General features: G+C 70.4%; 18 protein-coding genes and 1 pseudogene. 8 read left to right on the top strand and 11 right to left on the bottom strand.

The features are described 5' to 3' along the window. Nucleotides 1–108: 108 nt before the first annotated feature. Entirely contained in the window at nucleotides 109–1608 is a 1500-nt protein-coding gene (locus QF035_RS42350) for an SCO1417 family MocR-like transcription factor (protein ID WP_307526741.1), read from the bottom strand. Nucleotides 1609–1708: 100 nt separating this feature from the next. On the opposite strand from QF035_RS42350, the gene yczE reads away from it, so the two are divergent. The 4 genes and pseudogenes from yczE (at nucleotide 1709) to QF035_RS42330 (ending at nucleotide 5177) form a co-directional block, all read left to right on the top strand. Beyond that, nucleotides 1709–2395 (top strand): membrane protein YczE, encoded by a 687-nt coding sequence (yczE, locus tag QF035_RS42345; protein WP_307526739.1) that lies wholly within the window; start codon nucleotides 1709–1711, stop codon nucleotides 2393–2395. After that, nucleotides 2392–2745, top strand: a pseudogene (locus tag QF035_RS42340) (glycerophosphodiester phosphodiesterase family protein); the annotation flags it as partial. The gene yczE and the pseudogene QF035_RS42340, both read left to right, overlap by 4 nt. Nucleotides 2746–3197: 452 nt before the next feature. After that, entirely contained in the window at nucleotides 3198–4547 is a 1350-nt protein-coding gene (locus QF035_RS42335; protein ID WP_307526737.1) for an MFS transporter, read from the top strand. A gap of 255 nt (nucleotides 4548–4802) precedes the next feature. Next, nucleotides 4803–5177 carry an RNA polymerase-binding protein RbpA gene (locus QF035_RS42330; RefSeq protein ID WP_003977404.1) on the top strand — a complete coding sequence of 125 codons (375 nt, stop codon included), beginning with the start codon at nucleotides 4803–4805 and terminating at the stop codon, nucleotides 5175–5177. A gap of 255 nt (nucleotides 5178–5432) precedes the next feature. On the opposite strand, the gene fxsA is transcribed toward QF035_RS42330, so the two are convergent. The 4 genes from fxsA to QF035_RS42310 form a co-directional block, all read right to left on the bottom strand. Beyond that, nucleotides 5433–6017: an FxsA family membrane protein gene (gene fxsA, locus QF035_RS42325; RefSeq protein ID WP_307526735.1), complete on the bottom strand. Its 585-nt coding sequence runs from the start codon at nucleotides 6015–6017 to the stop codon at nucleotides 5433–5435. 280 nt (nucleotides 6018–6297) lie between these two features. Continuing rightward, on the bottom strand, nucleotides 6298–7065 hold the full coding sequence (locus QF035_RS42320; protein ID WP_189839824.1) for a polyprenol monophosphomannose synthase: 768 nt from the start codon (nucleotides 7063–7065) through the stop codon (nucleotides 6298–6300). Between the two features lie 502 nt (nucleotides 7066–7567). After that, nucleotides 7568–9193 (bottom strand): amidohydrolase, encoded by a 1626-nt coding sequence (locus tag QF035_RS42315; RefSeq protein ID WP_307526733.1) that lies wholly within the window; start codon nucleotides 9191–9193, stop codon nucleotides 7568–7570. Nucleotides 9194–9256: 63 nt separating this feature from the next. Beyond that, nucleotides 9257–9697 (bottom strand): Lrp/AsnC family transcriptional regulator, encoded by a 441-nt coding sequence (locus tag QF035_RS42310; RefSeq protein ID WP_055615743.1) that lies wholly within the window; start codon nucleotides 9695–9697, stop codon nucleotides 9257–9259. Nucleotides 9698–9961: 264 nt separating this feature from the next. Between QF035_RS42310 and QF035_RS42305 the strand changes: the two genes are divergently transcribed. Continuing rightward, nucleotides 9962–10390, top strand: coding sequence for a hypothetical protein (locus tag QF035_RS42305; RefSeq protein ID WP_189839826.1), 429 nt, complete (start codon nucleotides 9962–9964; stop codon nucleotides 10388–10390). A 33-nt stretch (nucleotides 10391–10423) separates the two neighbouring features. On the opposite strand, the gene QF035_RS42300 is transcribed toward QF035_RS42305, so the two are convergent. From QF035_RS42300 to QF035_RS42290, 3 genes are all read right to left on the bottom strand, one after another. After that, nucleotides 10424–11518 (bottom strand): phosphotransferase family protein, encoded by a 1095-nt coding sequence (locus tag QF035_RS42300; protein WP_307526730.1) that lies wholly within the window; start codon nucleotides 11516–11518, stop codon nucleotides 10424–10426. Between the two features lie 30 nt (nucleotides 11519–11548). Then, a complete protein-coding gene (locus QF035_RS42295) occupies nucleotides 11549–12673 on the bottom strand; it encodes a hypothetical protein (RefSeq protein WP_307526728.1) in 1125 nt (374 codons plus the stop codon). 529 nt (nucleotides 12674–13202) lie between these two features. Then, complete coding sequence (locus QF035_RS42290) at nucleotides 13203–14375, bottom strand: acyl-CoA dehydrogenase family protein (RefSeq protein WP_307526726.1); 1173 nt, start codon at nucleotides 14373–14375, stop codon at nucleotides 13203–13205. Between the two features lie 324 nt (nucleotides 14376–14699). Between QF035_RS42290 and QF035_RS42285 the strand changes: the two genes are divergently transcribed. Then, entirely contained in the window at nucleotides 14700–15947 is a 1248-nt protein-coding gene (locus QF035_RS42285) for a glycoside hydrolase family 18 protein (protein WP_307526724.1), read from the top strand. On the opposite strand, the gene QF035_RS42280 is transcribed toward QF035_RS42285, so the two are convergent. The 3 genes from QF035_RS42280 to QF035_RS42270 form a co-directional block, all read right to left on the bottom strand. Further along, complete coding sequence (locus tag QF035_RS42280) at nucleotides 15944–16672, bottom strand: TetR/AcrR family transcriptional regulator (RefSeq protein WP_307526722.1); 729 nt, start codon at nucleotides 16670–16672, stop codon at nucleotides 15944–15946. The two genes, QF035_RS42285 and QF035_RS42280, sit on opposite strands and share 4 nt — an antisense overlap. A gap of 87 nt (nucleotides 16673–16759) precedes the next feature. Further along, nucleotides 16760–16906, bottom strand: coding sequence for an SCO1431 family membrane protein (locus tag QF035_RS42275; protein WP_107102534.1), 147 nt, complete (start codon nucleotides 16904–16906; stop codon nucleotides 16760–16762). A 200-nt stretch (nucleotides 16907–17106) separates the two neighbouring features. After that, complete coding sequence (locus tag QF035_RS42270; RefSeq protein WP_307526718.1) at nucleotides 17107–18489, bottom strand: peptidase C39 family protein; 1383 nt, start codon at nucleotides 18487–18489, stop codon at nucleotides 17107–17109. A 353-nt stretch (nucleotides 18490–18842) separates the two neighbouring features. Here QF035_RS42270 and QF035_RS42265 point away from each other — a divergent pair, with 353 nt between their 5' ends. Both QF035_RS42265 and QF035_RS42260 read left to right on the top strand, forming a co-directional pair. Further along, nucleotides 18843–19469: a uridine kinase family protein gene (locus QF035_RS42265; RefSeq protein WP_307531824.1), complete on the top strand. Its 627-nt coding sequence runs from the start codon at nucleotides 18843–18845 to the stop codon at nucleotides 19467–19469. Nucleotides 19470–19903: 434 nt separating this feature from the next. Next, the gene (locus QF035_RS42260; protein WP_307526716.1) at nucleotides 19904–21772 is read left to right on the top strand and encodes an AAA family ATPase; all 1869 of its coding nucleotides are present in this window, start codon (nucleotides 19904–19906) and stop codon (nucleotides 21770–21772) included. Nucleotides 21773–21800: the final 28 nt, after the last annotated feature.

Below are 21800 nucleotides of genomic sequence, written 5' to 3'. Positions count from 1 at the left end.
CGTCACCAGCCGGGCGGCGGTTACCCGGAGAACCGCGCTTTCGCCGGAGCGCAGGGCTCGCGGCTCGCGGCTCGGGAGACGACACCGCACATGCCGGCTCCGGAAGCGTCACGCCACGAACGTGCGTGGCGACTCAGTTCCGCCGTTCGCCCCCGACTCCACCAGCCGGGCTGCCGCGGCCAGGCGCGTCGCCGCCTCGTCGGCCACCGCGCCGCCGACGGTGAACGGCAGCCGCACATAGCCCTCGAAGGCTCCGTCGACCCCGAAGCGGGGCCCGGAGGGGACGCGCACGCCCACCCGCTCGCCGACCTCGGCCAGCCGTGACCCGGACAGACCGCCCGTACGCACCCACAGGGTGAGCCCACCGCGCGGCACGTCGTACTCCCAGCCGGGCAGTTCACGGCGCAGGGCCGTCACCAGCGCGTCGCGGTTCTCGCGGGCCTGGGTGCGCCGGATGTCCACGGCCTGCTCCCAGCCACCGGCGCTGAGCAGCCAGTTCACGGCGAGCTGTTCCAGGACGGGGGTGCCGAGGTCGGCGTACGCGCGGGCCGCGACCAGACTGCGTATCACGTCGGGAGCGGCGCGGACCCAGCCGATCCGCATGCCCGCCCAGAACGCCTTGCTGGCCGAACCGACGGTGATGACCGTGGACCCGGCCGGGTCGAACCCGCAGACGGGGCGCGGCATTTCGACGTCCTCGTCCAGGTGGAGCTCGCTCATGGTCTCGTCCACGATCAGCACCGTGCCTGCGGAACGGGCCGCGTCGACGAGCCGCCTGCGCTGGTCCTCGTCGGCGAGCGCGCCTGTCGGGTTGTGGAAGTCAGCGACGACATAGGCGAGCCGGGGTGCCGCGTCGCGCAGCACCTGCCGCCAGCGGTCCATGTCCCAGCCCGCGAGCCCCTCGGCCATGGCGACGGGCACCAGCCGGGCCCCGGCCTCGCGCATCAACTGGAGGATGTTGGCGTAGGAGGGAGACTCGACGGCGATGCGCTCGCCGCGCCCGGCGAAGAGGTGACAGATGGCGTCGATGGCGCCCATGGCCCCGGTGGTCACCATGATCTGCTCGGGCATGGTCGGGATGCCGCGCGCGGTGTACCGCTCGGCCAGCATCTCGCGCAGCGCGGGCAGCCCCGCCGGATAGTCGCCGTGCGTGTGGGCGTACGGCGGGAGCTCCTCAAGGGCGCCCTGGACGGCACGGGTGAGCCACGGCTCGGGGGCGGGCAGGGCCGCACAGCCCAGGTCGATCATGGAGCCGAGGGCCTCGGGCGGCAGCGGTTCCAGGCCGCGCGCGGGCAGCGGGTTCCCGGCCGGTACGGCCGTCCAGCTGCCCGCTCCCCGGCGGGACTCCAGGAATCCCTCGGCGCGGAGGGCTTCGTAGGCGGCCGCCACGGTGGTGCGGCTCACGGAGAGGGAGAGGGCCAGTTCGCGCTCGGCGGGGAGCCGCGCGGCGACGGGAACGCGTCCTTCGAGGACGAGCAGACGGACGCCGTCGGCGAGGGCGCGATAGGCGGGCGGGCGGCGTGTACCGGGGCCCGCCGGGCGCTCCTGCTGGGAGTTGAGCAGCCGCGCGAGCTGAGCGGCACCGACCGCCGAGGTCCACTGCGCCATGATTTCCAGTCCACCTTCCCCGAATTGGCCATGGAAGAGGTTTCTTCTCAAGCCACAGAGTGTCACGGGTCAGGCCACTATCACCACCAGGGGGCACACCTTGTCCACTCCGCCGCCGGATCGGCCGTCGAGTCCGCCGTCGAGGCACCTCACCCGCCGACTGCTCCAGCTGTACGTGGGCCTGGCGCTGTACGGCGCGAGCGTGGCCCTCCTCGTGGAGGCGGGCCTGGGCCTGGCGCCCTGGAGCGTCCTGGACCAGGGCCTCGCAGAGATGACCGGGCTGACGATCGGCGTCGTGTCGATCATCGTGGGCGCCGTGGTGCTGCTCCTGTGGATCCCGATGCGCCAGCGCCCGGGCCTCGGCACGGTCTCCAACGTCTTCGTGGTCGGGATCGCCATGGACGGCACGCTCGCCCTGGTCCCGGACGCGCACGCCCTCGGAATCCGCGTCCCCTTGCTGGTCGCGGGCATCCTCCTCAACGGCCTGGCGACCGGCCTCTACATAGCGGCCCGTTTCGGCCCGGGCCCGCGCGACGGTCTGATGACGGGGCTCCACCGGCGCACCGGCCGCTCGATCCGCCTGGTGCGTACGGCCATCGAGGTGGCGGTGGTGGCGACGGGCTTCGTCCTCGGCGGCACGGTCGGCGTGGGCACGGTCCTGTACGCGGTCGCCATCGGCCCACTGGCCCAGCTCTTCCTGCGCCTGTTCGCCGTCCCCTCCGCATCATCGGGCGGCAGCACGGTCGTTGCCGCCGGGCAACCGGAGCAGGCGATACTGCGCGGGTGAGCACCCGTGTACGCCACCCCTACCTCGACCATCCCGGCCCGATCGCCTTCGCCCACCGGGGCGGGGCCGCGGACGGCCTGGAGAACACAGCGGCCCAGTTCCGGCGCGCGGTCGAGGCCGGCTACCGATACATCGAGACCGATGTACACACCACGGCGGACGGAAAACTCGTCGCCTTCCACGACGCGACGCTGGACCGGGTGACCGACGGCGCGGGCCGGATAGCGGACCTCCCCTGGGACGACGTGAGCCACGCGCGCGTCGCGGGATCGGAACCGGTCCCCCTCTTCGAGGAGCTGCTGGAGACGTTCCCGGACGTCCGCTGGAACGTCGACATCAAGGCGGAGCCGACGGGGAGCCGCCAACGCGGCTCCCCGGCCATCAATTCAGTGGGAGTCGATGGCATCTTGGCCTCCTCCCCCTGAGAGGAGTCCGGCCCTCGCAGGCCGAGCTTTCTGCTTCACAACCAACAGCCACCCTGGTTAAGGCGAGGGACGGGGTACCGCCCAGTGGTCTTACATCGGCTCCACAGACCTGACATCCCGCCAGCCCGGCGGTAGTCCTGGCTGCCGGTCGTGGACACCCAGGCGCTCGTCACTCTAACAGACCCTTAAATCACCTTGTGTGACGGATACTCATGGTCAACGGGCCCGGCCACTGGACGAGTTTGCACCTTGGGCACAATGCCCAGACATCGAGACGCTGCGCGGGGTCCTGAGGGACCGAGGCACCTGGGTCTGACGGCCCGGCGCCCCGCGCGGCGTCCGCGTACGGGGACTGCGACGGGGAAGCGAGGGCACGGATGGGCACCGACACCGTGCGGGAACAAGCGGCCGACGAGGCCGCGGAACGGCGGCGCGAACAACGCGGCTGGTACGTCTACGACTGGGCCTGTTCCGTCTACTCGACGAGCGTGCTCACCGTCTTCCTCGGCCCCTATCTGACATCGGTCGCCAAGGCGGCGGCGGACGCGGACGGGTTCGTGCACCCGCTGGGGATCCCCCTGCGCGCCGGCTCCTTCTTCGCGTACTGCGTGTCGGCGTCCGTCATCCTGTCGATCTTCGTGATGCCGATGGCGGGCGCGGCGGCCGACCGCACGGGCCGCAAGAAGCCGCTCCTCGCGGTCGCCGCCTACCTGGGCGCCGCGGCCACAGCGGGGATGTTCTTCCTGGACGGCGACCGCTATCTGCTGGGCGGCCTCCTGCTGATTGTGGCCAACGCCTCACTGGCCGTCTCGATGGTGCTCTACAACTCCTACCTCCCCCAGATCGCCCCGCCGGAGGAGCGCGACGCCGTCTCGTCGACGGGCTGGGCCTTCGGTTACGCGTCGGGCTCGCTGGTCCTGGTCGCGAACCTGATCCTCTACACGGCCCACGACACCTTCGGCGTCTCCGAGTCGACGGCGGTCCGCATCTGTCTGGCCTCGGCCGGTATCTGGTGGGGCGTCTTCACGCTCGTACCGCTCAAACGGCTGCGCGACCGCCGCACGGCATCCTCCTCGGGTACGTCCACACACGGATGGCGGCAGCTGGCGGCCACCGTGCGGGACATGCGCCGCCAGCCACTGACGCTCGCCTTCCTGCTCGCCTATCTGGTCTACAACGACGGCATCCAGACGGTCATCTCGCAGGCATCCGTGTACGGATCCGAGGAGCTGGGCCTCGACCAGTCGACGCTGATCGTCGCTGTGCTGCTGGTCCAGCTGCTCGCGGTGGCCGGGGCTCTCGGGATGGGCCGGCTCGCCCGGACGTACGGCGCCAAACGGACCATCCTCGGTTCACTGGTCGCCTGGACCGTGACGCTGGGCGCCGGTTACTTCCTGCCCGCCGGCGCGCCCGTCTGGTTCTTCGTCCTCGCCGCCGGCATCGGGGTCGTCCTCGGCGGCAGCCAGGCGCTGTCCCGGTCCCTTTTCTCGCATCTGGTGCCGCCCGGCAAGGAGGCCGAGTACTTCTCGGCGTACGAGATGAGCGACCGCGGGATGAGCTGGCTCGGCCCGCTTCTGTTCGGTCTGACCTACCAGCTAACGGGAAGTTATCGGGACGCGATCATCTCGCTCGTGGCCTTCTTCGTGCTGGGATTCGTGCTGCTCGCGAGGGTTCCGGTACGCCAGGCGGTGCGCGACGCGGGCAACCCCGTTCCGGACAGGATTTAGCGCCGGAGGCCAAAGGCCGGTAGTGTACGCGTTTGGCCTGCCAGGCGTACCGTTACTGCGCGTCAAAGATACCGAAACGCTGGGTGACATCTGCCCTCAGATGTGACAAACCGGGCGCAGGTGGGTACAACAAGGGGCGGCTACGACGGCGACGCATGACCCGGAACGGGAATCTTTACCGCCGACCGGACGTTGACCGGATGACGACGACAGCGACACCTGTCCTGTGGGCGACAAGCCCGGGAGGCACGATTCATGAGTGAGCGAGCTCTTCGCGGCACGCGCCTCGTGGTGACCAGCTACGAGACGGACCGCGGCATCGACCTGGCCCCGCGCCAGGCCGTGGAGTACGCATGCGAGAAGGGCCATCGATTTGAGATGCCCTTCTCGGTGGAGGCGGAGATCCCGCCGGAGTGGGAGTGCAAGGTCTGCGGGGCCCAGGCACTCCTGGTGGACGGCGACGGCCCTGAGGAAAAGAAGGCCAAGCCCGCGCGCACGCATTGGGACATGCTGATGGAGCGGCGCACGCGAGAGGAACTCGAAGAGGTCCTCGAAGAGCGCTTGGCTGTACTTCGCTCCGGAGCCATGAACATCGCGGTCCACCCTCGGGACAGCCGCAAGTCCGCGTAACCCCTCCGGGGGTTGGGCGGCATACAACGCACGCACCCAACCGCGGGTGCCGTACCTCCGGGTACGGTGCCTGCGGTTTTGTGCGTTTGAATGACTTTGGGTGGCTTTTGGGTGCGGGTTGGTCGTGGCTGGTTGCGCAGTTCCCCGCGCCCCTTAAGGGGCGCGGGGAACTGCGCAACGGGGGTTCGGGGGCGGAGCCCCCGAGGAGTGACGGGAATGGGTAGGGGCGGCGGGGGCGAAGAAAACCCCCGGGCGTCAGCCGTTCAGCGGGGGCCTCGGGCCCGAGTCTTCCTGACGACGGTCCCGCGGCTCGTCATCCCGAATGACCTCACCCGGAACGACCTTCCCGTCAGGCCGATGGATACGCGCCTGCTGGAAGGCACCCCCGAGCGTCCCAGCGCCGGCCTCCCGCACCTTCCGCTCAAACGTCCGCTCCACATACCGGCTCAGCCCCTTCTGAACCGGCGGCACCAGCAGAAGCAGCCCGAGCGCGTCGGAGATGAGCCCGGGAAGCATCAGCAGCAGCCCGCCCAGCATCATCAGACCGTTGCCCTCGGAATTCGTACCGCCCTGCGGCAACGCCCCGCTCTGCTGTTGCTGCAGCGTCTCGCTCAGCGCGCGAAAGGCACGGCGTCCGGCCCGCTTGATGACCACGGAGCCGAGGACGAATCCGGCGACCAGCAGCAGGAAGACGATGAACCCGCTCGTGGCACCCGCCACCATGATCAGCAGCCAGATCTCCAGCACCAGCCATGCGGCGATGCCGAGCGGCAGGTATCGGAGCGGGCCGGAGCGCCGGGGCCGTGCGGGGTGGGGCGGAGTCGAAGCGCCAGTCGTCATGCGTCCAGTGTGCCTGGGCACGGCTCAGTACGGGATAAACGCGTGGTCAGCACGGCCTGTGAAGCGGAGCCGCCTGCTTCCGGCAGCGGGACCACACAACGAACCGGCCATCAGTCCCGAACGCGGGACCCCGAACCGGCGGCCCAGGAGACCGGGCATGCGACTGACACACCCGACCGGAGACGAAGCGCCCGAGACCCCAGAACCGAAAACCGGGGCCCCGGACCTTGCCCGTCAGCCCCCGCCCCTCAACCCTCGCTCCTCGACCCCGAACCCCGCCTCAGCCCTTCCGACGCCCCCGAATCCGGTCCGCCCGCTCCCCGACCCCCCACGTGGTCACCCTCCACAGGGCCTCCACCAGGATGTCGCGGCTCATCTTCGAGTCGCCCAGTTCGCGCTCGACGAAGGTGATGGGCACCTCGACGACGTGATAGCCGGCCTTGACGGCGCGCCGGGCCAGGTCGACCTGGAAGCAGTAGCCCTGCGAGGAGACCTCGCCGAGGCCGAGACCCTCCAGGGTCTCGCGGCGGAAGGCGCGGTAGCCGCCGGTGACGTCGCGGATCGGCACGTCGAGCATGACGCGCGAGTACAGGCTGCCGCCGCGCGAGATGAACTCACGGGACTTGGGCCAGTTGACCACGCGCCCGCCCGGCACCCAGCGGGACCCGAGCACGAGGTCGGCCCCCTTGAGCGCGGTGAGCAGCCGGGGCAGTTCCTCGGGCTGGTGCGAGCCGTCCGCGTCCATCTCGACCAGCACGCCGTACCCGTGCTCCAGGCCCCAGCGGAAGCCCGCGAGGTAGGCGGCGCCGAGGCCTTCCTTACCCTTGCGGTGCAGCACGTGGACCTGGTCGTCCTCGACGGTCAGTTCGTCGGCGAGTTTGCCGGTGCCGTCGGGGCTGTTGTCGTCGGCGATCAGAACGTGCGCCGCGGGCACGGAGGCCCGCACGCGGCCGACGATCGCCTTGATGTTCTCCGCCTCGTTGAAGGTCGGGATGATCACCAAGGTCGTGCCGAGCGGACCGAACTGTCGCCCACCGCCGTCGTTCACAGCTTCCCCTTAAGACTTCCGTGCGAGGGGCTCCACCATAGCGAGCGTCGCTCTTCAGGCAGGTGAGGCACCGAGGTGAAAGTTCCCGGAAGGGGACAGGACTGCGGATCGGGGCCCGGCGCCCTTCGGGCCGACCTGGGACCCGCTGGCTGCGGGTCGACCGAAAGCCGTTGTCTACTGAGCGTCCGGGCCCCACCCGGGTCACACCATCCGAGCCGGAACGTTCCCTCGCCCCGTGGCGCGGGCGCTGGGCCTGGCTCCCAGTGGTGGTGTACCGGTGCGGCACACCACCCCTGACCCAACTGCGCTGCGGCGACTGCGCGGAAGTTCACCGGTCGGACGTCCGGTGGTGGACCCGGCCGAACCTACCGGCCACCTGCCGCTCGCTGTCAACAGCCGTTTGACCTGGGCGTTTTCCCTCAACCCCCTGGTCAGCGCGGAGGATACGCAGGTCGCGCGACGGCGCGCCCGGCCATGATCGACGCCGCGCCACCCCGGGACATCACTCGTCCGGCCGTACGAATACCGTCCGTCCGCCCACGACCGTACGCAGACAGACGGGCAGTCGCGCGCCGGGCGTGAGGTCGGGCAGTCCGGGGGTGCCGGAGCGCGGGTCGGTCGACCAGCGGGCCACCCGGTCGTCAGGGGCCTGGACGACGAGCTCGTCGGTGCGCCACACGGCGTAGTCCGCGGGCGCGCCGGGTACCAGGAGGCCCGCGTCGTCGCGTCCGACCGCCCGCCAGCCGCCCCGCGTATGCGCCGTGAACGCGGCGCGCACGGACACGCGGTGCTCCGGAGTGCGGTGGAAGGCGGCGGCGCGGACGGTGCCCCAGGGATCGAGGGGTGTGACGGGGCTGTCGGAGCCGAAGGCGAGCGGCACCCCGGCCCGCAGCAGGGCCGCGAACGGGTTGAGCGTCCGGGCCCGCTCGGCGCCGAGGCGCTCGACGTACATGCCGTCCTCGCCGCCCCACAGCGCGTCGAAGGCCGGCTGGACGGAAGCGGTGAGGCCGAGTTCGGCGAAGGCGGCGATCGCCTCCGGGGTGAGCATCTCGGCGTGCTCGACGCGGTGCCGGGCGGCGCGAACGCGGGCCAGGCCGACCTTCTCGGCGGCGGCACGGACTCCGTCGACCACGGACGTCACGGCGGCGTCCCCGATGGCGTGGAAGCCCGCCTGGAGGCCCGCCTCGGTGCATGCCACCACATGGGTGGCGACGGCCGCGGTGTCCAGGTAGGCGGTGCCGGTGTGCTCGGCGTCGATGTACGGCTGATGGAGGCAGGCCGTGTGCGAGCCGAGGGCGCCGTCCACGAAGAGGTCGCCCGCGGCCCCGACCGCTCCCAACGCCTGGGCCTTCGCCACGCCCTCCTCCCCGTGTTCGGCCCAGTAGCCGACGACCCGGGGCCCGGCCTCCTCCGCGGCGAGCCTCAGCAGCCCGGTGAAGTCGTCCTCGGAGGAGATCTCCGGGCCCGCGCACTCGTGGACGGAGCCGATACCGAGCGAGGCCGCATGCTTCAGCGCGGCGCGCTGGGCTTCGGTGCGCTGCTCCGGGGTCACAGCTGCGAACGCGGCGGCGCGTACGGCGTGATGGGCGTCGCGGGTCAGCGGTTCGCCGTCCTCGAAGCCGGCCGCCCGGCGTACGCCCGGCGCCATGTCCAGCAGTGCCGTGGTGACGACGGCCGAGTGCACGTCGATCCGGCTGAGGTAGAGCGGGCGGCCGCCGGTGACCTCGTCCAGCTCGTCCCGCCATGGATGCCGCCGCTCGGGCCAGCGGGACGCGTCCCAGCCATGACCGAGGAGTACCCGGTCGGCGGGGCGGGTGGCTGCGAACTCCCGTACGAGGGCCATCGCCTCGGTGAGGGTGCGGGCGGCGGAGAGGTCGAGGCCGGTGAGGGCGAGGCCGGTGGCCGTGGTGTGCACGTGCGCGTCGGTGAACGCCGGGGTGACGAGCGCCCCTTCGAGGTCCACCACCTCGTCGACACCGTCCGCGAACGCGTCGGCCGCGCCCTCGGAGCCGACCCAGGCGACCTGCCCGCGTTCCACGACCATCGCGGTGGCGAACGGGTCGGCGGGGCTGTGGACTTCCCCGCCGCGCAGCAGCACGGTTCGGGAGGTGGCGGTGCTCTCACTCATGGGGAACAGTCTCGCCCCTCGGCGCACGCGCCCCGCGCACGGGGGTCCCCACACACACGGGGGTCAGATCTTGGGCGGCCGGGCCTCGTACGGCGTGGAGAGAACCACCGTCGTACGTGTCGATACGCCCGCCAGCGTGCGCACACGCGCGAGGAGCTCCTCCAGCTCGTGCGGTGTCGAGACGCGGACCTTGAGGATGTAGTTCTCGTCGCCGGCGACGCTGTGGCAGGCCTCCAGCTCCGGGACGTCGGCCAGCCGTTCGGCGATGTCGTCGGGGGCGCTGGGGTCGAACGGTTTCACCGAGATGAAGGCCGTGATCGGCAGCCCGACGGCCTCCGGGTCGACGACCGCGGCATAGCCGCGGATGACTCCGCGCTGCTCAAGCCGGCGCACCCGCTGGTGCACGGCCGACGTGGACAGGCCCGTGGCCTTGCCCAGGTCTGTGTAGCTCATCCGCCCGTCTTCGACGAGCAGCTGCACGATGTGGCGGTCCAGCTCCTCCATGGCGGAGAACCTACATGCCCTTGATCCCCTCGGGTACTCTGCGGCGCAGGTCATACCCGGTTTGTGATGTGGCCTGAAGAAGCGGGCGAGACACCCGGGGGACAAAACCACCGGGTCGGGCACCTGCACGCGGCATGTGACGAACGCCACATCGCGGCAGTCGGTTCCGTGATGTTCTCGTGATTACCGCAGAGACGGGGCGGGAAGTGCTTGCTGTGGTCGAGGTCGCAGTGCCTTGTCGGCCCACCCGAGGGGGAGTAGCCCATGCAGAGTCTGAAGCGCCCTGGTCGCACCGCGCCCAAGCGGCAGCAGCCCGTCGTCGAGCCCGAGCCGGAGGGCGTCGAACCTGACGCCGAGGAGTTCGACGCGTACGACACCTTCGAGATGTACCGGGTGATCTGCCCGGACTGCGCGCAGCCCATCGCGCTCCTCGCGGACGAGGAGATCCTGCCGGAGCACGCGCTGTGCGCGTCGCCGTGGAACCCGTTCGGGCTCACGGTCTGCGCCGGTACGGGCCGTACGGCGGCCGAGGCCCGGCCCGCCGACGAGACGATGGAGGCTCAGGAGCAGGACACCGCTCTGCTGTTGACGCTCCCTCAGGGTCTCGACTGGCGTACGCAGCCCTTCTCGCACGTCGGCGGCCCCGGCTCGCGTCCCATGCGGGTGCCGGTGATGCGCGACCAGGCCGCCTGAGCACCACGCGGCCGGTTTCCGTCTGAGCGGTCCTCAGCTCCAGTAACTGCCCTGCACCATGGCTCGCAGGCTGTCGTGGTGCAGGATCAGTGTGTCCGGATCCGCGGGGACTGCGGTCTCACCGAAGTGCACCTGCCGGTAGGCGACGCGCAGCATGACGATTGCGTGCCGCAGGGCGGCGTACAGGATGTGGAAGTCCATGTCCCGCGGTGTGTGGCCGGTGAGTTGGGCGTAGCGCGGCTCCACGCGGTCCCGGCGCAGGAAGCCGGGCAGTCCGGGCTGGCCGAAGCTCACGGTGAGGTCCTGGAAGAAGCGGTGCAGGTAGATCATCCAGCCGAGGTCGACCTCGCGCGGGGCCAGTGCCGCCATCTCCCAGTCGAGGACGGCAGCGGGTTCGAAGCCGTCGTAGATGACGTTTCCGATGCGTGCGTCACCCCAGCTCAGGACCGTCTCGCCCTCGTCGCGCGGCCAGATCGCGTCGAGCCGGTCGAAGGCGTCCTCGATCAGGGGTGACCGCGGCAGACCGTCAATCACCCATTCGTAGTAGGCGCGTTGGTCCTCGACATGGCGTCGCAACGGACTGCCGTCCCCCGGCGAGGCCAGGAAGTCCGCCTCGCGCACCGGGACTTGGTCGTGCAGCCGGGCGAGGAGTCCGACCGAGGCGTGTTCAAGTCGCTCCCGTTCGGCGTCACTTGCCGCGTGCAGCCAGTTGCCCTCGTAGGTGTAGGGCATGACGTCCGGCGGTACGCGGCCCTCCACACGCTCCATGACGAAGAAGGGTGCCCCGAGGGGCCCCGGGTCCTCCTCCAGCCACTGCACCCGCGGTACGGGCACGTCCGTGCGGTCCGCCACCAGTCGCATGGTGCGGTACTGGCGCGGCAGGTCGTACACCGGGAAGACGGTGTACGCCGCCGGGTCCGCCGCGAGCCTCAACGCGCAGGCGCGCACCTGGGGTTCGGGGTGCTCGATGTCGAAGAGCAGGGTCTCGCTGGACAGTCCGTTGGAGGCGGGGACGCGGACGTCGACCGCTTTGGCGCCGGGCAGCCGTCCGGCGAGCCAGGCGGTCAGCCGCCGCGCGAGTTCCTCCGGGTCACGTGTGGTCGTACGCGGACGGGGTGCCGTTGCCATCGTTCCGCTCCCTCTCTCGCGTCAACTTCCCTACGGCGCGACCGAGTCGAAGCCGGTGAACCCGCTCGGGTCGTGCCGTCCGAACGAGCCGTGCTCGAAGATGCCATGCCCCACCTGTCCGTCGAGCGTGAAGCGGGCGGCGTGGTCGGTCACGCCGTACGCGGCGAGCCCGAGCGCGGCCGGGTCCGAAAGGCCGTAGGTACGGCGGTCGGTCCAGCCGCGCCCCTGCCAGGTGCCGTGCTGCCAGTCCTCGGCGGGCGGATAGCCGGCCCCGACGGCGAGCGGGGAGGAGGTGAGGATCTCGACGCCGAGTTCCGACGGTTTGCGGAAGTCACCGAGGTGGACGGTCGCGCGCTCCGGGTGGCGGGTTCCGCTCCGGTAGGTGATCTCGGTCTGGGGCCAGCCGAGTTGGCGGTCGCGTTCCCCGTTCCGTACGAGCGTGGCGTCGTTCAGGGTCCGGTAGCCGTCGGCGTCCTCCTGGGTGACGACCATCAGGAAGCGGTCCTCGAAGCGGACGGGACACCAGAGCCAGTGGAAGCCCTCGGTCGGGTGCTCCTCGGCGAGCCGGCCGCCTTCCTCGCCGGGCAGGGGGCGCGTGCCCCAGCTGCGGTCGCGGGTGCCGGTCCAGCCGTCGCCCGACAGCCGTATCTCCTCCCCCGCGACCCGGATCCAGCCCTCGCACCGGCCCGCCTGCACGAAGCGCCGGCCCTCCAACGTGAGCCGGGCGCCCCGGCGTTGGACGTGATGCGGCTCCCACAGCGCGGGAAATTCCGCCGACCAGTTGATCTCGTACGACAGTCCGTCCGGGTCGTCGGGGTCGGCCGCGCAGCTCAGGACGAAGTCCTTCAGGGGGCGCTCGACCTGGATCCGCAGCGGACCGACCGCCATCGTCATCCGGGTGTCGTCGTCCAGGGCGTCGGAGGCGCGTACGGCGTGCAGGGTGTCGCCGGTGCGCAGGGTCGCGTACGCGTCGATCACGCCGACGTTCGGGTACACCCCCAGCCCCAGGATGAGCAGGGCTCGCCCCTGATGGTCGAAGACCTGGAAGATGCACCGGTCGTAGGCGTTCCGGTCCCCCGTCGCCACGTGCTTCATCGAGAGGGGGACCTGGTGCACGGGGTACTCGTCGAGGGCTACGGGGCGGTCGTCGGGCATCGGCTGCCTCCCGGGGCGTACGGCGCGTGACGTCGCCCGGAGGGGTGCGGCCCCCGGCGGCGGAGTTGACGGTACGTCAGAAGGTCTTAGGGGGCCAGAGTCCGGTGCGCCCCTCGTACGGACCGGCGGTGCCCGGAACAAGGGGGCACCGCGAACTCAATGGCGAATCCCCGTGCCGGTGTCCTGTCCGTATGTGGACCCGTTGGTCTCGGTATGACCTCCACATACGCAGAGGCGGAGCGCCGCCGCCGGATCCTCTTCCCCGCGTCGGCAGAATCGGTTCCCCAGGGATCACTGGGACCACAGGAGACCCAGTGGGCGCAGGGAACCCAGGGAATTCAGTGGACGCAAGGAGCTCAGGCACCACAAGGGTCCCATGCGCACCACACGCAACATCAGCCCCTGGATCCCCCCATCTACCGTGCCCTCATCCGCACCTGGGCCGACCGGGGCCGGACCCTGCCGGGCCGCCACGACCCGGAGTGGGCCCGGCTCGCGGCGCCCTCGGTGGTGTACGGGTACGGGAGGTTCAGCGCGACTCGGGACCCGCGAGGTGACGGGCGATGACCATCCGCTGGATCTGATTGGTGCCCTCGACGATCTGCAGCACCTTGGCCTCGCGCATGAAGCGCTCCGCGGGGAAGTCCGCGGTGTAGCCGTACCCGCCGAGCACCTGGACGGCGTCCGTGGTGACCTTCATCGCGGTGTCGGTGCAGTGCAGTTTCGCCATGGCCGCCTGCTTGGCGAACGGCCGTCCGGCGTCGCGCAGCCGGGCCGCGGCGAGGTAGAGCGCCCGGCCGGCCTCGATCTGGGTCGCCATGTCCGCGAGCATGAAGCGCAGACCCTGGAAGTCCGCGATCGGGCGGCCGAACTGCTGCCGCCCGGTGGCGTACGCGACGGCCTCGTCGAGCGCGGCCTGGGCCACACCGATCGCGCAGGCCGCGATGCCGAGCCGCCCCGAGTCGAGCGCGGACAGGGCGATCGCGAAACCCTGGCCCTCGTCGCCGATGCGCCGGTCGTCCGGGATCCGCACCCCGTCGAAGTGGACCTGGGCGGTGGGTGAGCCCTTCATGCCCATCTTCTTCTCGGGCACCGCGGCACTCAGTCCCTCGGCGTCGCCGGGCACCAGAAACGCCGTGATGCCGCGCGCCCCCTCGCCGCCGGTGCGCGCGAGCACGGTGTAGAAGTCGGCGACTCCGCCGTGCGTGATCCAGGCCTTGGTTCCCGTGATCACCCAGATGTCGCCATCCCGCACGGCTTTCGTACGCAGCGACGCGGCGTCCGAGCCGGAGGACGGCTCCGAGAGGCAGTAGGCGCCCAGAAGGCCGCCGCCGAGCATGTCCGGGAGATGCTCGACCTGCTGTTCCTTGGTGCCGTAGTTGGCGAGGGCGTGGCAGGCGAGCGTGTGCACGCTGACGCCGAGGCCGACGGTGAGGCGGGCTGCGGCCAGCTCTTCGAGGACCTGGAGGTAGACCTCGTACGGCTGGTCTCCGCCGCCGTACTCGCAGTCGTACGGGAGGCCGAGGAGCCCCGACTCCGAGAGCAGCGTGAGGACTTCGCGCGGGAAGTGCCCGGCGTCCTCCTCCTCGGCCGCCTTCGGGGCGATCTCGCGCTGCGCGATGTCGCGGACGAGCGAGATCAGATCCCGGGCCTCGTCCGTGGGCAGTTGACGGTCCACCGGCTGCGGGGCGCGGTCGGGCATGGCGACGCTCTCCTCCCTGTCGGGCACTTCGGCGAACGCACACCTGGGTGGGGCTGCCCCGCCTGGTCTTACTGGGCACTGTCGATGCTCGGCGCCTCCGGGTCGCGGAAGCGGCTGATCAGCGGCTGTGCGCTGTGAGTATGCCCGATCGGAGGCATAGAGTCACCAGTTAACGACCGCTTACTCAAGAGTAAAGGATTCCTGTGCCAAATTGGTCCGAACCATTGACCGTACTGGTCTAGTCCTCCTACTGTTTCGCTCCAACGCTTCACCGCGTTCATGCCAAATGGCGGCCCGTTCCCCTCTCCCCCACGAGGAGACACGATGTTCAGCTCGCTCCGCCCCCGCGTCCGTTTCAGGGCGCTCATCTCCGCCGCGTGTTGCGCCGTTCTCGGCGCGGGGCTGCTCGCCGGCGCGGGTACGGCCACCGCGGCCGCCCCCGCCGAACAGGCCGCAGCACCGAAGGCCGCCGGATCCAAGGTCGTCGGCTACTTCACCGAATGGGGCACCTACGACCGGAAGTACCTGGTCAAGAACGTCGAGACGTCCGGCTCCGCGGCCAAACTGACGCACATCAACTACGCCTTCGGCAACGTCACCGGCGGCAAGTGCGCGATGGGCGACAACTACGCGGCGACCGAGCGGACGCACACCGCGGCCGAGTCGGTCGACGGCGTCGCGGACACCTGGGACCAGCCGCTGCGCGGCAACTTCAACCAGCTGCGCGAGCTGAAGAAGAAGCACCCGAACCTCAAGGTCCTGTGGTCCTTCGGCGGCTGGACCTGGTCTGCGGGCTTCACCGAGGCGGCCAGGAACCCGGCGGCCTTCGCGCAGTCCTGCTACGACCTGGTCGAGAACTCGAAGTGGGCGGACGTCTTCGACGGGATCGACATCGACTGGGAGTACCCGAACGCGTGCGGCGCCACCTGTGACACCAGCGGGCGGGCCGCGTACAAGAACCTGATGTCCGCGGTGCGCGCCAAGTTCGGCGGCTCCGCGCTGGTCACCTCGGCGATCCCGGCCGACGCCACGGCCGGCGGCAAGCTCGACGCGGCGGACTACGCGGGCGCCGCCCAGTACGTCAACTGGTACAACCCGATGACGTACGACTTCTTCGGTGCCTGGGACGCGACCGGTCCCACGGCTCCGCACTCGGCGCTGAACTCCTACTCGGGGATCCCGAAGGCGGAGTTCCACACCTCGGCGACCATCGCCAAGCTCAAGGGCATGGGCGTCCCGGCCTCGAAGCTGCTGCTCGGCATCGGCTTCTACGGCCGCGGCTGGACCGGTGTCACCCAGGCGGCTCCCGGCGGCACCGCCACCGGCCCGGCGGCGGGCACGTACGAGCAGGGCATCGACGACTACAAGGTGCTCAAGACGAAGTGCCCGGCGACCGGCACGGTCGGCGGCACGGCGTACGCCAAGTGCGGGAACAACTGGTGGAGTTACGACACCCCGTCGACCATCGCCGGGAAGATGAACTACAAGAACGCGCAGGGCCTGGGCGGCACGTTCTTCTGGGAGCTGAGCGGTGACACGTCGAACGGCGAGCTGATCAAGGCGATCAACTAGCCTCGGCGGCAGGGCATTTCAGTGGAGGGCGGGGTCCGGTCGGCGGGCCCCCGCCCTCCACTCGTGTCATGCGTCCGGCGTGCGGCCTGCGGGGCCGGGTAGGAGGCGTCCAGCTCCTCGATGGCGCGCATCGTGCCGCCGAGCATCTTCACCAGCAGCTCGCGCATGAGGTCGCGCGGAAGGCCGTAGTGGTGGATCCAGTCGAGGGTGGCCCCCTCGACGCTGCACAGCCAGCCGAGCAGCGCCATCCGTGGCAGCGGGCCGATCTCGCGCCGCCCGTACGCCCCTTCGGCGATCGTCTCGACGATGGCCTCCCGCACGCCCTCCCGGATGGCGTGCACCTCGGCGTCGAAGCCGACTCCCCCGCTGATGATGGTCCGGTACGCGGCGTGGTTGTTCTCGGCGTAGCGCAGATAGCCGTCGATGGTGCGGTGGACCCGCTCCGCCGGGGGCAGTTCGAGGCCGCTTCCCGCCCGGGAGATCAGCTCGGCCACCGAGTCCTGGACGATCGCCAGGTAGTAGCCGCGCTTGGACTTGAAGTAGTAGTAGATCAATCCCTTGGCCACCTGCGCCTGTTTCGCGATGTCGTCCATCGACAGTGCGTCGTAGGACGTGTCGGCGAACAACTTCCGCCCGATGGCGATGAGTTCGGCGCGGCGCGCTAAGGAACGGTCTGTGCCGCGCGCTCCGGGGCGGTCGGCATCACTCTGCTGACGGTTACTCAATTCCGGACCTGGTCTCCAACTGCGAGCGGGATCCCCGCAGTATGGCAGAGCGGCACCACCAGCCTGTTCGACTCTCTTCGACCGCGATCAGACGAGGCCGAGCTGCGTCACCAGCATCGCCAGCACCACCACGAACGTCCAGCCCACGACGTGCTCGAGGATCTTCGGGCCGTCGTCCTTGGGGCCTCCGGTACGGGCACGGACACGTCCGGCGGTGGCTGAGTTCGTGGTCATGGCAGCTCGCTCACGTCGGTCTTCCAGTGGACTCCCCCACCGTTCTGTCCACCTTGCCACCGGATCGGGCTTTTGCGGGAGAGAGCTTGGTCACGCGCGAGGGGCTGCTGTGGCACCCGCCACAGCAGCCCCTCACAGCAATCTCGTCACGGCAATCTCGTCACAGCGGCCGCGTCACGCAGCCGTCGCTCAGCCGCCTCTCAGCGAATACCCACCGCCGCCAGTGCCGTCCGCTGGCGGGCCGTGGGACGGGCCGGGAAGTACACGTAGCAGACCCCGCCGGTACCAGAGACGACCTTCCCGGCGGCGTTGTACCTCTTGGTACGGAGCCAGATGTTCTCCCACTCGCGCCGCTTGTAGACGCGCCGAACCGCGTTGTTGTCCGGCGAGGCCGGGTCGTTGGCGATCACGTCGCCGTCGGCGGTGAACCCTATGACCGTCATCAGATGGCCCGCGGTGCCGTACCCCGCTCCCGTCAGTTCGGTCTTGAGGAACGACTGGGACGTTATGGCCGGAATTCCTGCGGCGATCAGCGTCTCCAGGTCGGCGAGCGAGCCGAGCCGGGTCACCACGCCCTGGAGGTCCTTGTACGTCGCGGCGTACGCGGCGTTGAAGGGCCAGTTCCCGCAACCGTTGTACTGGTGGTCGAACGTGAACCGGGCGGCGTGGCACACCTGCGGGTCCGCGTACTCGGGCTTGACCCAGGCCAGCTGCGCCGCCGTGGGCTTCCGTCCCCAGTACTCGATGATCATCTGGGAGGAGGTGGGGCTGCACCAGGCCTCACCGCCGTTGTCGTACTCGGGGTACTGGCCGGCGTGGATCTCCTGCGAGTAGCGCGGCACCGTCAGCTCCCGCGCGAGAGCGGGCGTCGAGGCCGGGACGGTGAAGCGGTCCGGGACGTCGGAGCCCATCGCGCCGAGCCGCCACACGGTCGGCGTGGCCTTGGTCCCGGGCTTGCGGTACAGGGTCAGCCGCAGCCGGTACGACACCAGGCGCAGCCCGGAGGCCGCGTCGTCGATGGAGAAGGTGTCCGTCCAGATACTGCTCTTGCCATCGCTCTGGTCGTCCACCGACGTCCGCCGGATGTCCTGGTCCCCGGCCGCCCAGCGGCCCATCACGTACCAGGGCGTGCCCGCGCCGTCGGAGTACGTGCCCGACAGCTCGATCTGGAGCCAGGTGCCCGCCGGGGTCCGCGCGTTCCAGGACGGGATGACCTCGGTCGAGGGGACGGCGAGGCGGTGGACGGGCGAGGTCCAGCGCGCGTACTCCCAGGTGGCGGTCGTGCCGGTGTGCGGGTCCTTGTAGTCGGTCCGGCCCTCGGGCGTCTCGATCGCCAGGCCCGGGCGCACCCCCGGCACGGCACGGGTCCCTTCCGCGGTACCACCGCGCCAGTCGGTGTACGAGGTCCAGGCATGGTTGTCCACGAGGCGCGACGGGGCTTTCGACGGGGCGGGGGTCCGGGTTCTCGCGGGGCCGGCCGCCGAGCCGGCGGCGGCCGCCGCCGGACTCGCGGCGCCCGCGGTGGCCGCGGCGACCGCCACGGCCAGCAGACTTCTGCGGGACGGCTGTTCAGCTCTGGTCATGGACGGGTGACCCCCAGGTGTCCGGAACGGGCTGGTCCAATGCGTGGGTGTGGGGCAACTATGGTTCGCGATCACGGCTTCTGCCAGCACTTCGCGCGTCGCGGCGCCGACAAATATTGGTCGATACCACTGGCATGACAGCGACAGCGCGACGGCACCTTCTCCCCCGTTCGCCCGGGAGCGGCCTCGGTAAAGTGATCCGCAGGAGCACCCCGGCGCGCGTGCACGGGTTCAGTTCGGACGCCGCACGTACGGGCCGCACCATTCCGAGCCGCACGACTTCGCGCCGCCCGACACGGCCCCGCACCACACCGGACCGCACCCACCGCACTCACCACACCCAGGGACCCCTCATCCACCTCCACACCCTCGCCTCCCGGCTGCACCGGCTGCCGCCCTCCTGCGGCCCCGTCCGGCTCATCGGCGTCGACGGGCACGCGGGCTCGGGGAAGACCACGTTCGCGGGCCATCTGGCCGAGGCACTGGGCGGGGCTCCCGTGCTCCACCTGGACGACATCGCCACGCACGAGGAGCTCTTCGCCTGGACCGGGCGGCTGCTCCAGGAGGTCGTCGAGCCGCTGTCGCACGACACGACGGCGCACTATCGGCCGTACGACTGGGACACACGCGGCTTCGGACAGGACCGGGCCCTGCCGCCCGCGCCCGTGGTCCTCGTCGAGGGGGTGGGGGCCGGCCGTCGCGCGATCAGGCCGTGGCTGGCGCGACTGCTGTGGATGGAGCTGGCGGACGAGGACGCGTGGGCGCGCGGGCGGCAGAGGGACGGTTCGGCGCAGAACGAGTTCTGGGAGGGGTGGGTCCGCGCCGAGCGTCGGCACTTCACCAAGGACCCGTCAAAACCGTACGCCGATCTTCTGGTGCTGCAGTGTTCAGAGGGGTACGAGGTGCTCCAGGGACCTGCTGCGACGTCAGCGAAGAGCCTCTCGGTCACGGACCGTGATGGCCCAGCGTCTGTGTGCTGAACTCGTGAAGACCCACATCTGAGAAGTTGCCTGAGTGCTCCAACTCGGCTTGACCCGGGGGCCGTACAGGACTTACTTTCTGAATGTGCGGCCTTTTGGGGCCGCCCCGCAGACGCGAAGCCCCCGGTTGTTCCCCCGTGATCGGGGGCTTCGTTCTGCCCACAGCCGTTTTTCGGACGCTCCGAGGCGCGATTCGTTCACCCTGAGTCACCGAACCGAGTGCGCCCCATCTGCTCCCACCTCGGAGAACCTGTCGTGCGGCACCCTTCGGCCCGGTACTGCCCCGCAGGTACGATGCCTCTCGGTGCGACATTCGGACGGATGCTCTCCGCACCGAACGCAACTCCCGTCCGCGGCACAGCGGTTCGACGAAGACTGCCGACGGGCACCGGCCCGCCCGGCGATCAACGGGGGCACGGTTTGTGGGGGACGTGATGGACTTCGGCACGCAGGGCCCCGAGGCCCCGGCCGACCTCGCCTGGCTGCGAGGTGTGGACGCCTACACGATGGGGGCCTATCCGCAGGCGGAGGAGGAATTCCGCGCCGCGGTCCGGATGGATCCGGGCATGGCCGACGGCTGGCTCGGGCTGCACGCGTTGCGCATCGACACGACGACGGCGCTGCTGCGCATGTTCCGGCACCGGGAGCGCTTCGGGGAACAGCGCTCCCGCCACCGGCGGACGCTCAACTCCTGGTACTGGCTCGGCTGGTGGGTGCAGCCCGTCCTGGAGTCGCCGCGCGATCTGCTGCTCGCGCACGCCTCGCACTGGCTCGACGGGCGTCATGTCCCGGAGCTGGACCGGGCACTCGCGAGCCTCCCGCCCGTGGACGCGGATCCGCAGGTGCGGTTCCTGCACGCCTGCCGGGCGTATCTCGTCAAGGACTGGGAGCAGTTGGTCCGCCACACGGATCCGCTGATCGACGATCCGATGCTCGGTATCGAGGCGGGTCTCTTCGGTGGCATGGCACGGGTGCGCCTGGAGATGTTCGGGCAGGCCGAGCCGCTGCTGTCGTCGGCGCTGATGCGCTGTCGCAGCGAGCAGCCGCAGCGCAAGGAGCTGCGGTACTGGCTGGCGCGGGCGCACGAGGGCACGGGCCGCTCCGCCGCGGCGCTGCCCCTGTACCGGGCGGTCCACCGGGTCGACCCGGCCTTCATGGACACCTCCGCACGGCTCGCGGCGATCTCCGAGGGCGACGGGTACGACGACACGGCCGACCTCGCGGCGATCACGCTCACCGGTGTCGGCCAGGACATCCTGGACGGCCCGGACGGCGTCGACCCGCTGTTCGGCGGCGAGGGCCGTGATCTCAAGCTCTCGGAGCCCGAACTGCCGCCGCCGGGCGCGCTGCCCTCCGAGGCGGACCGGGTCCGCGAGAAGGCCATCGTGCCGGTGCGTCCGCCGCACCTGCCGACCGGGCCCACCGATCCGGCACTGCTCGAAGAGGCGCTCCTGGAGCTGGAGCGCATGGTCGGCCTCGAACCGGTCAAGCGCCAGGTGAAGGCGCTGTCCGCGCAGTTGAACATGGCGCGGCTGCGGGCCGGGCAGGGTCTGCCGGTCCAGCCGCCGAAGCGGCACTTCGTGTTCTCGGGCCCCTCCGGCACCGGCAAGACGACCGTGGCCCGGATCCTCGGCCGGGTCTTCTACGCGCTCGGCCTGCTCGGCGGCGACCACCTCGTCGAGGCCCAACGCGCCGACCTGGTGGGCGAGTACCTCGGCCAGACCGCCGTGAAGGCCAACGAACTGATCGACTCCGCGATCGGCGGCGTCCTCTTCGTCGACGAGGCCTACTCGCTCTCCAACTCCGGTTACGGCAAGGGCGACGCGTACGGCGACGAGGCGTTGCAGGTGCTGCTGAAGCGGGCCGAGGACAACCGCGACCACCTGGTGGTGATCCTCGCCGGTTACCCCGAGGGCATGGACCGGCTGCTGGCCGCCAACCCGGGGCTGTCGTCCCGCTTCACGACCCGCGTCGACTTTCCCTCGTACCGTCCGCTCGAACTCACCTCGATCGGTGAGGTGCTGGCCGCGGAGAACGGTGACGTGTGGGACGAGGAGGCGCTCGACGAGCTGCGCTCCATCAGCGGGCACGTTGTCGATCAGGGCTGGATCGATGAGCTCGGCAATGGGCGGTTTCTGCGGACGCTGTACGAGAAGAGCTGCGCGTACCGTGATCTGCGGCTCTCGGTCTATCCGGGCCACCTCACCCGGGACGACCTGTCCACGCTTCGGCTGGCCGATCTCATGCAGGCGTACGGCGAGGTGTTGTCGGGGCGGGGGCCGCAGGATCCCTCACCCATGTGAGGTTCGCCCACGAGCTCGGTTTGTTGAT

It is taken from the genome of Streptomyces umbrinus (assembly GCF_030817415.1).
GTDB classification, from domain to species: Bacteria; Actinomycetota; Actinomycetes; order Streptomycetales; family Streptomycetaceae; genus Streptomyces; species Streptomyces umbrinus_A.
Note: the sequence above shows the minus strand (reverse complement) of the source record. Positions and strands in the feature narration are given on the sequence as shown.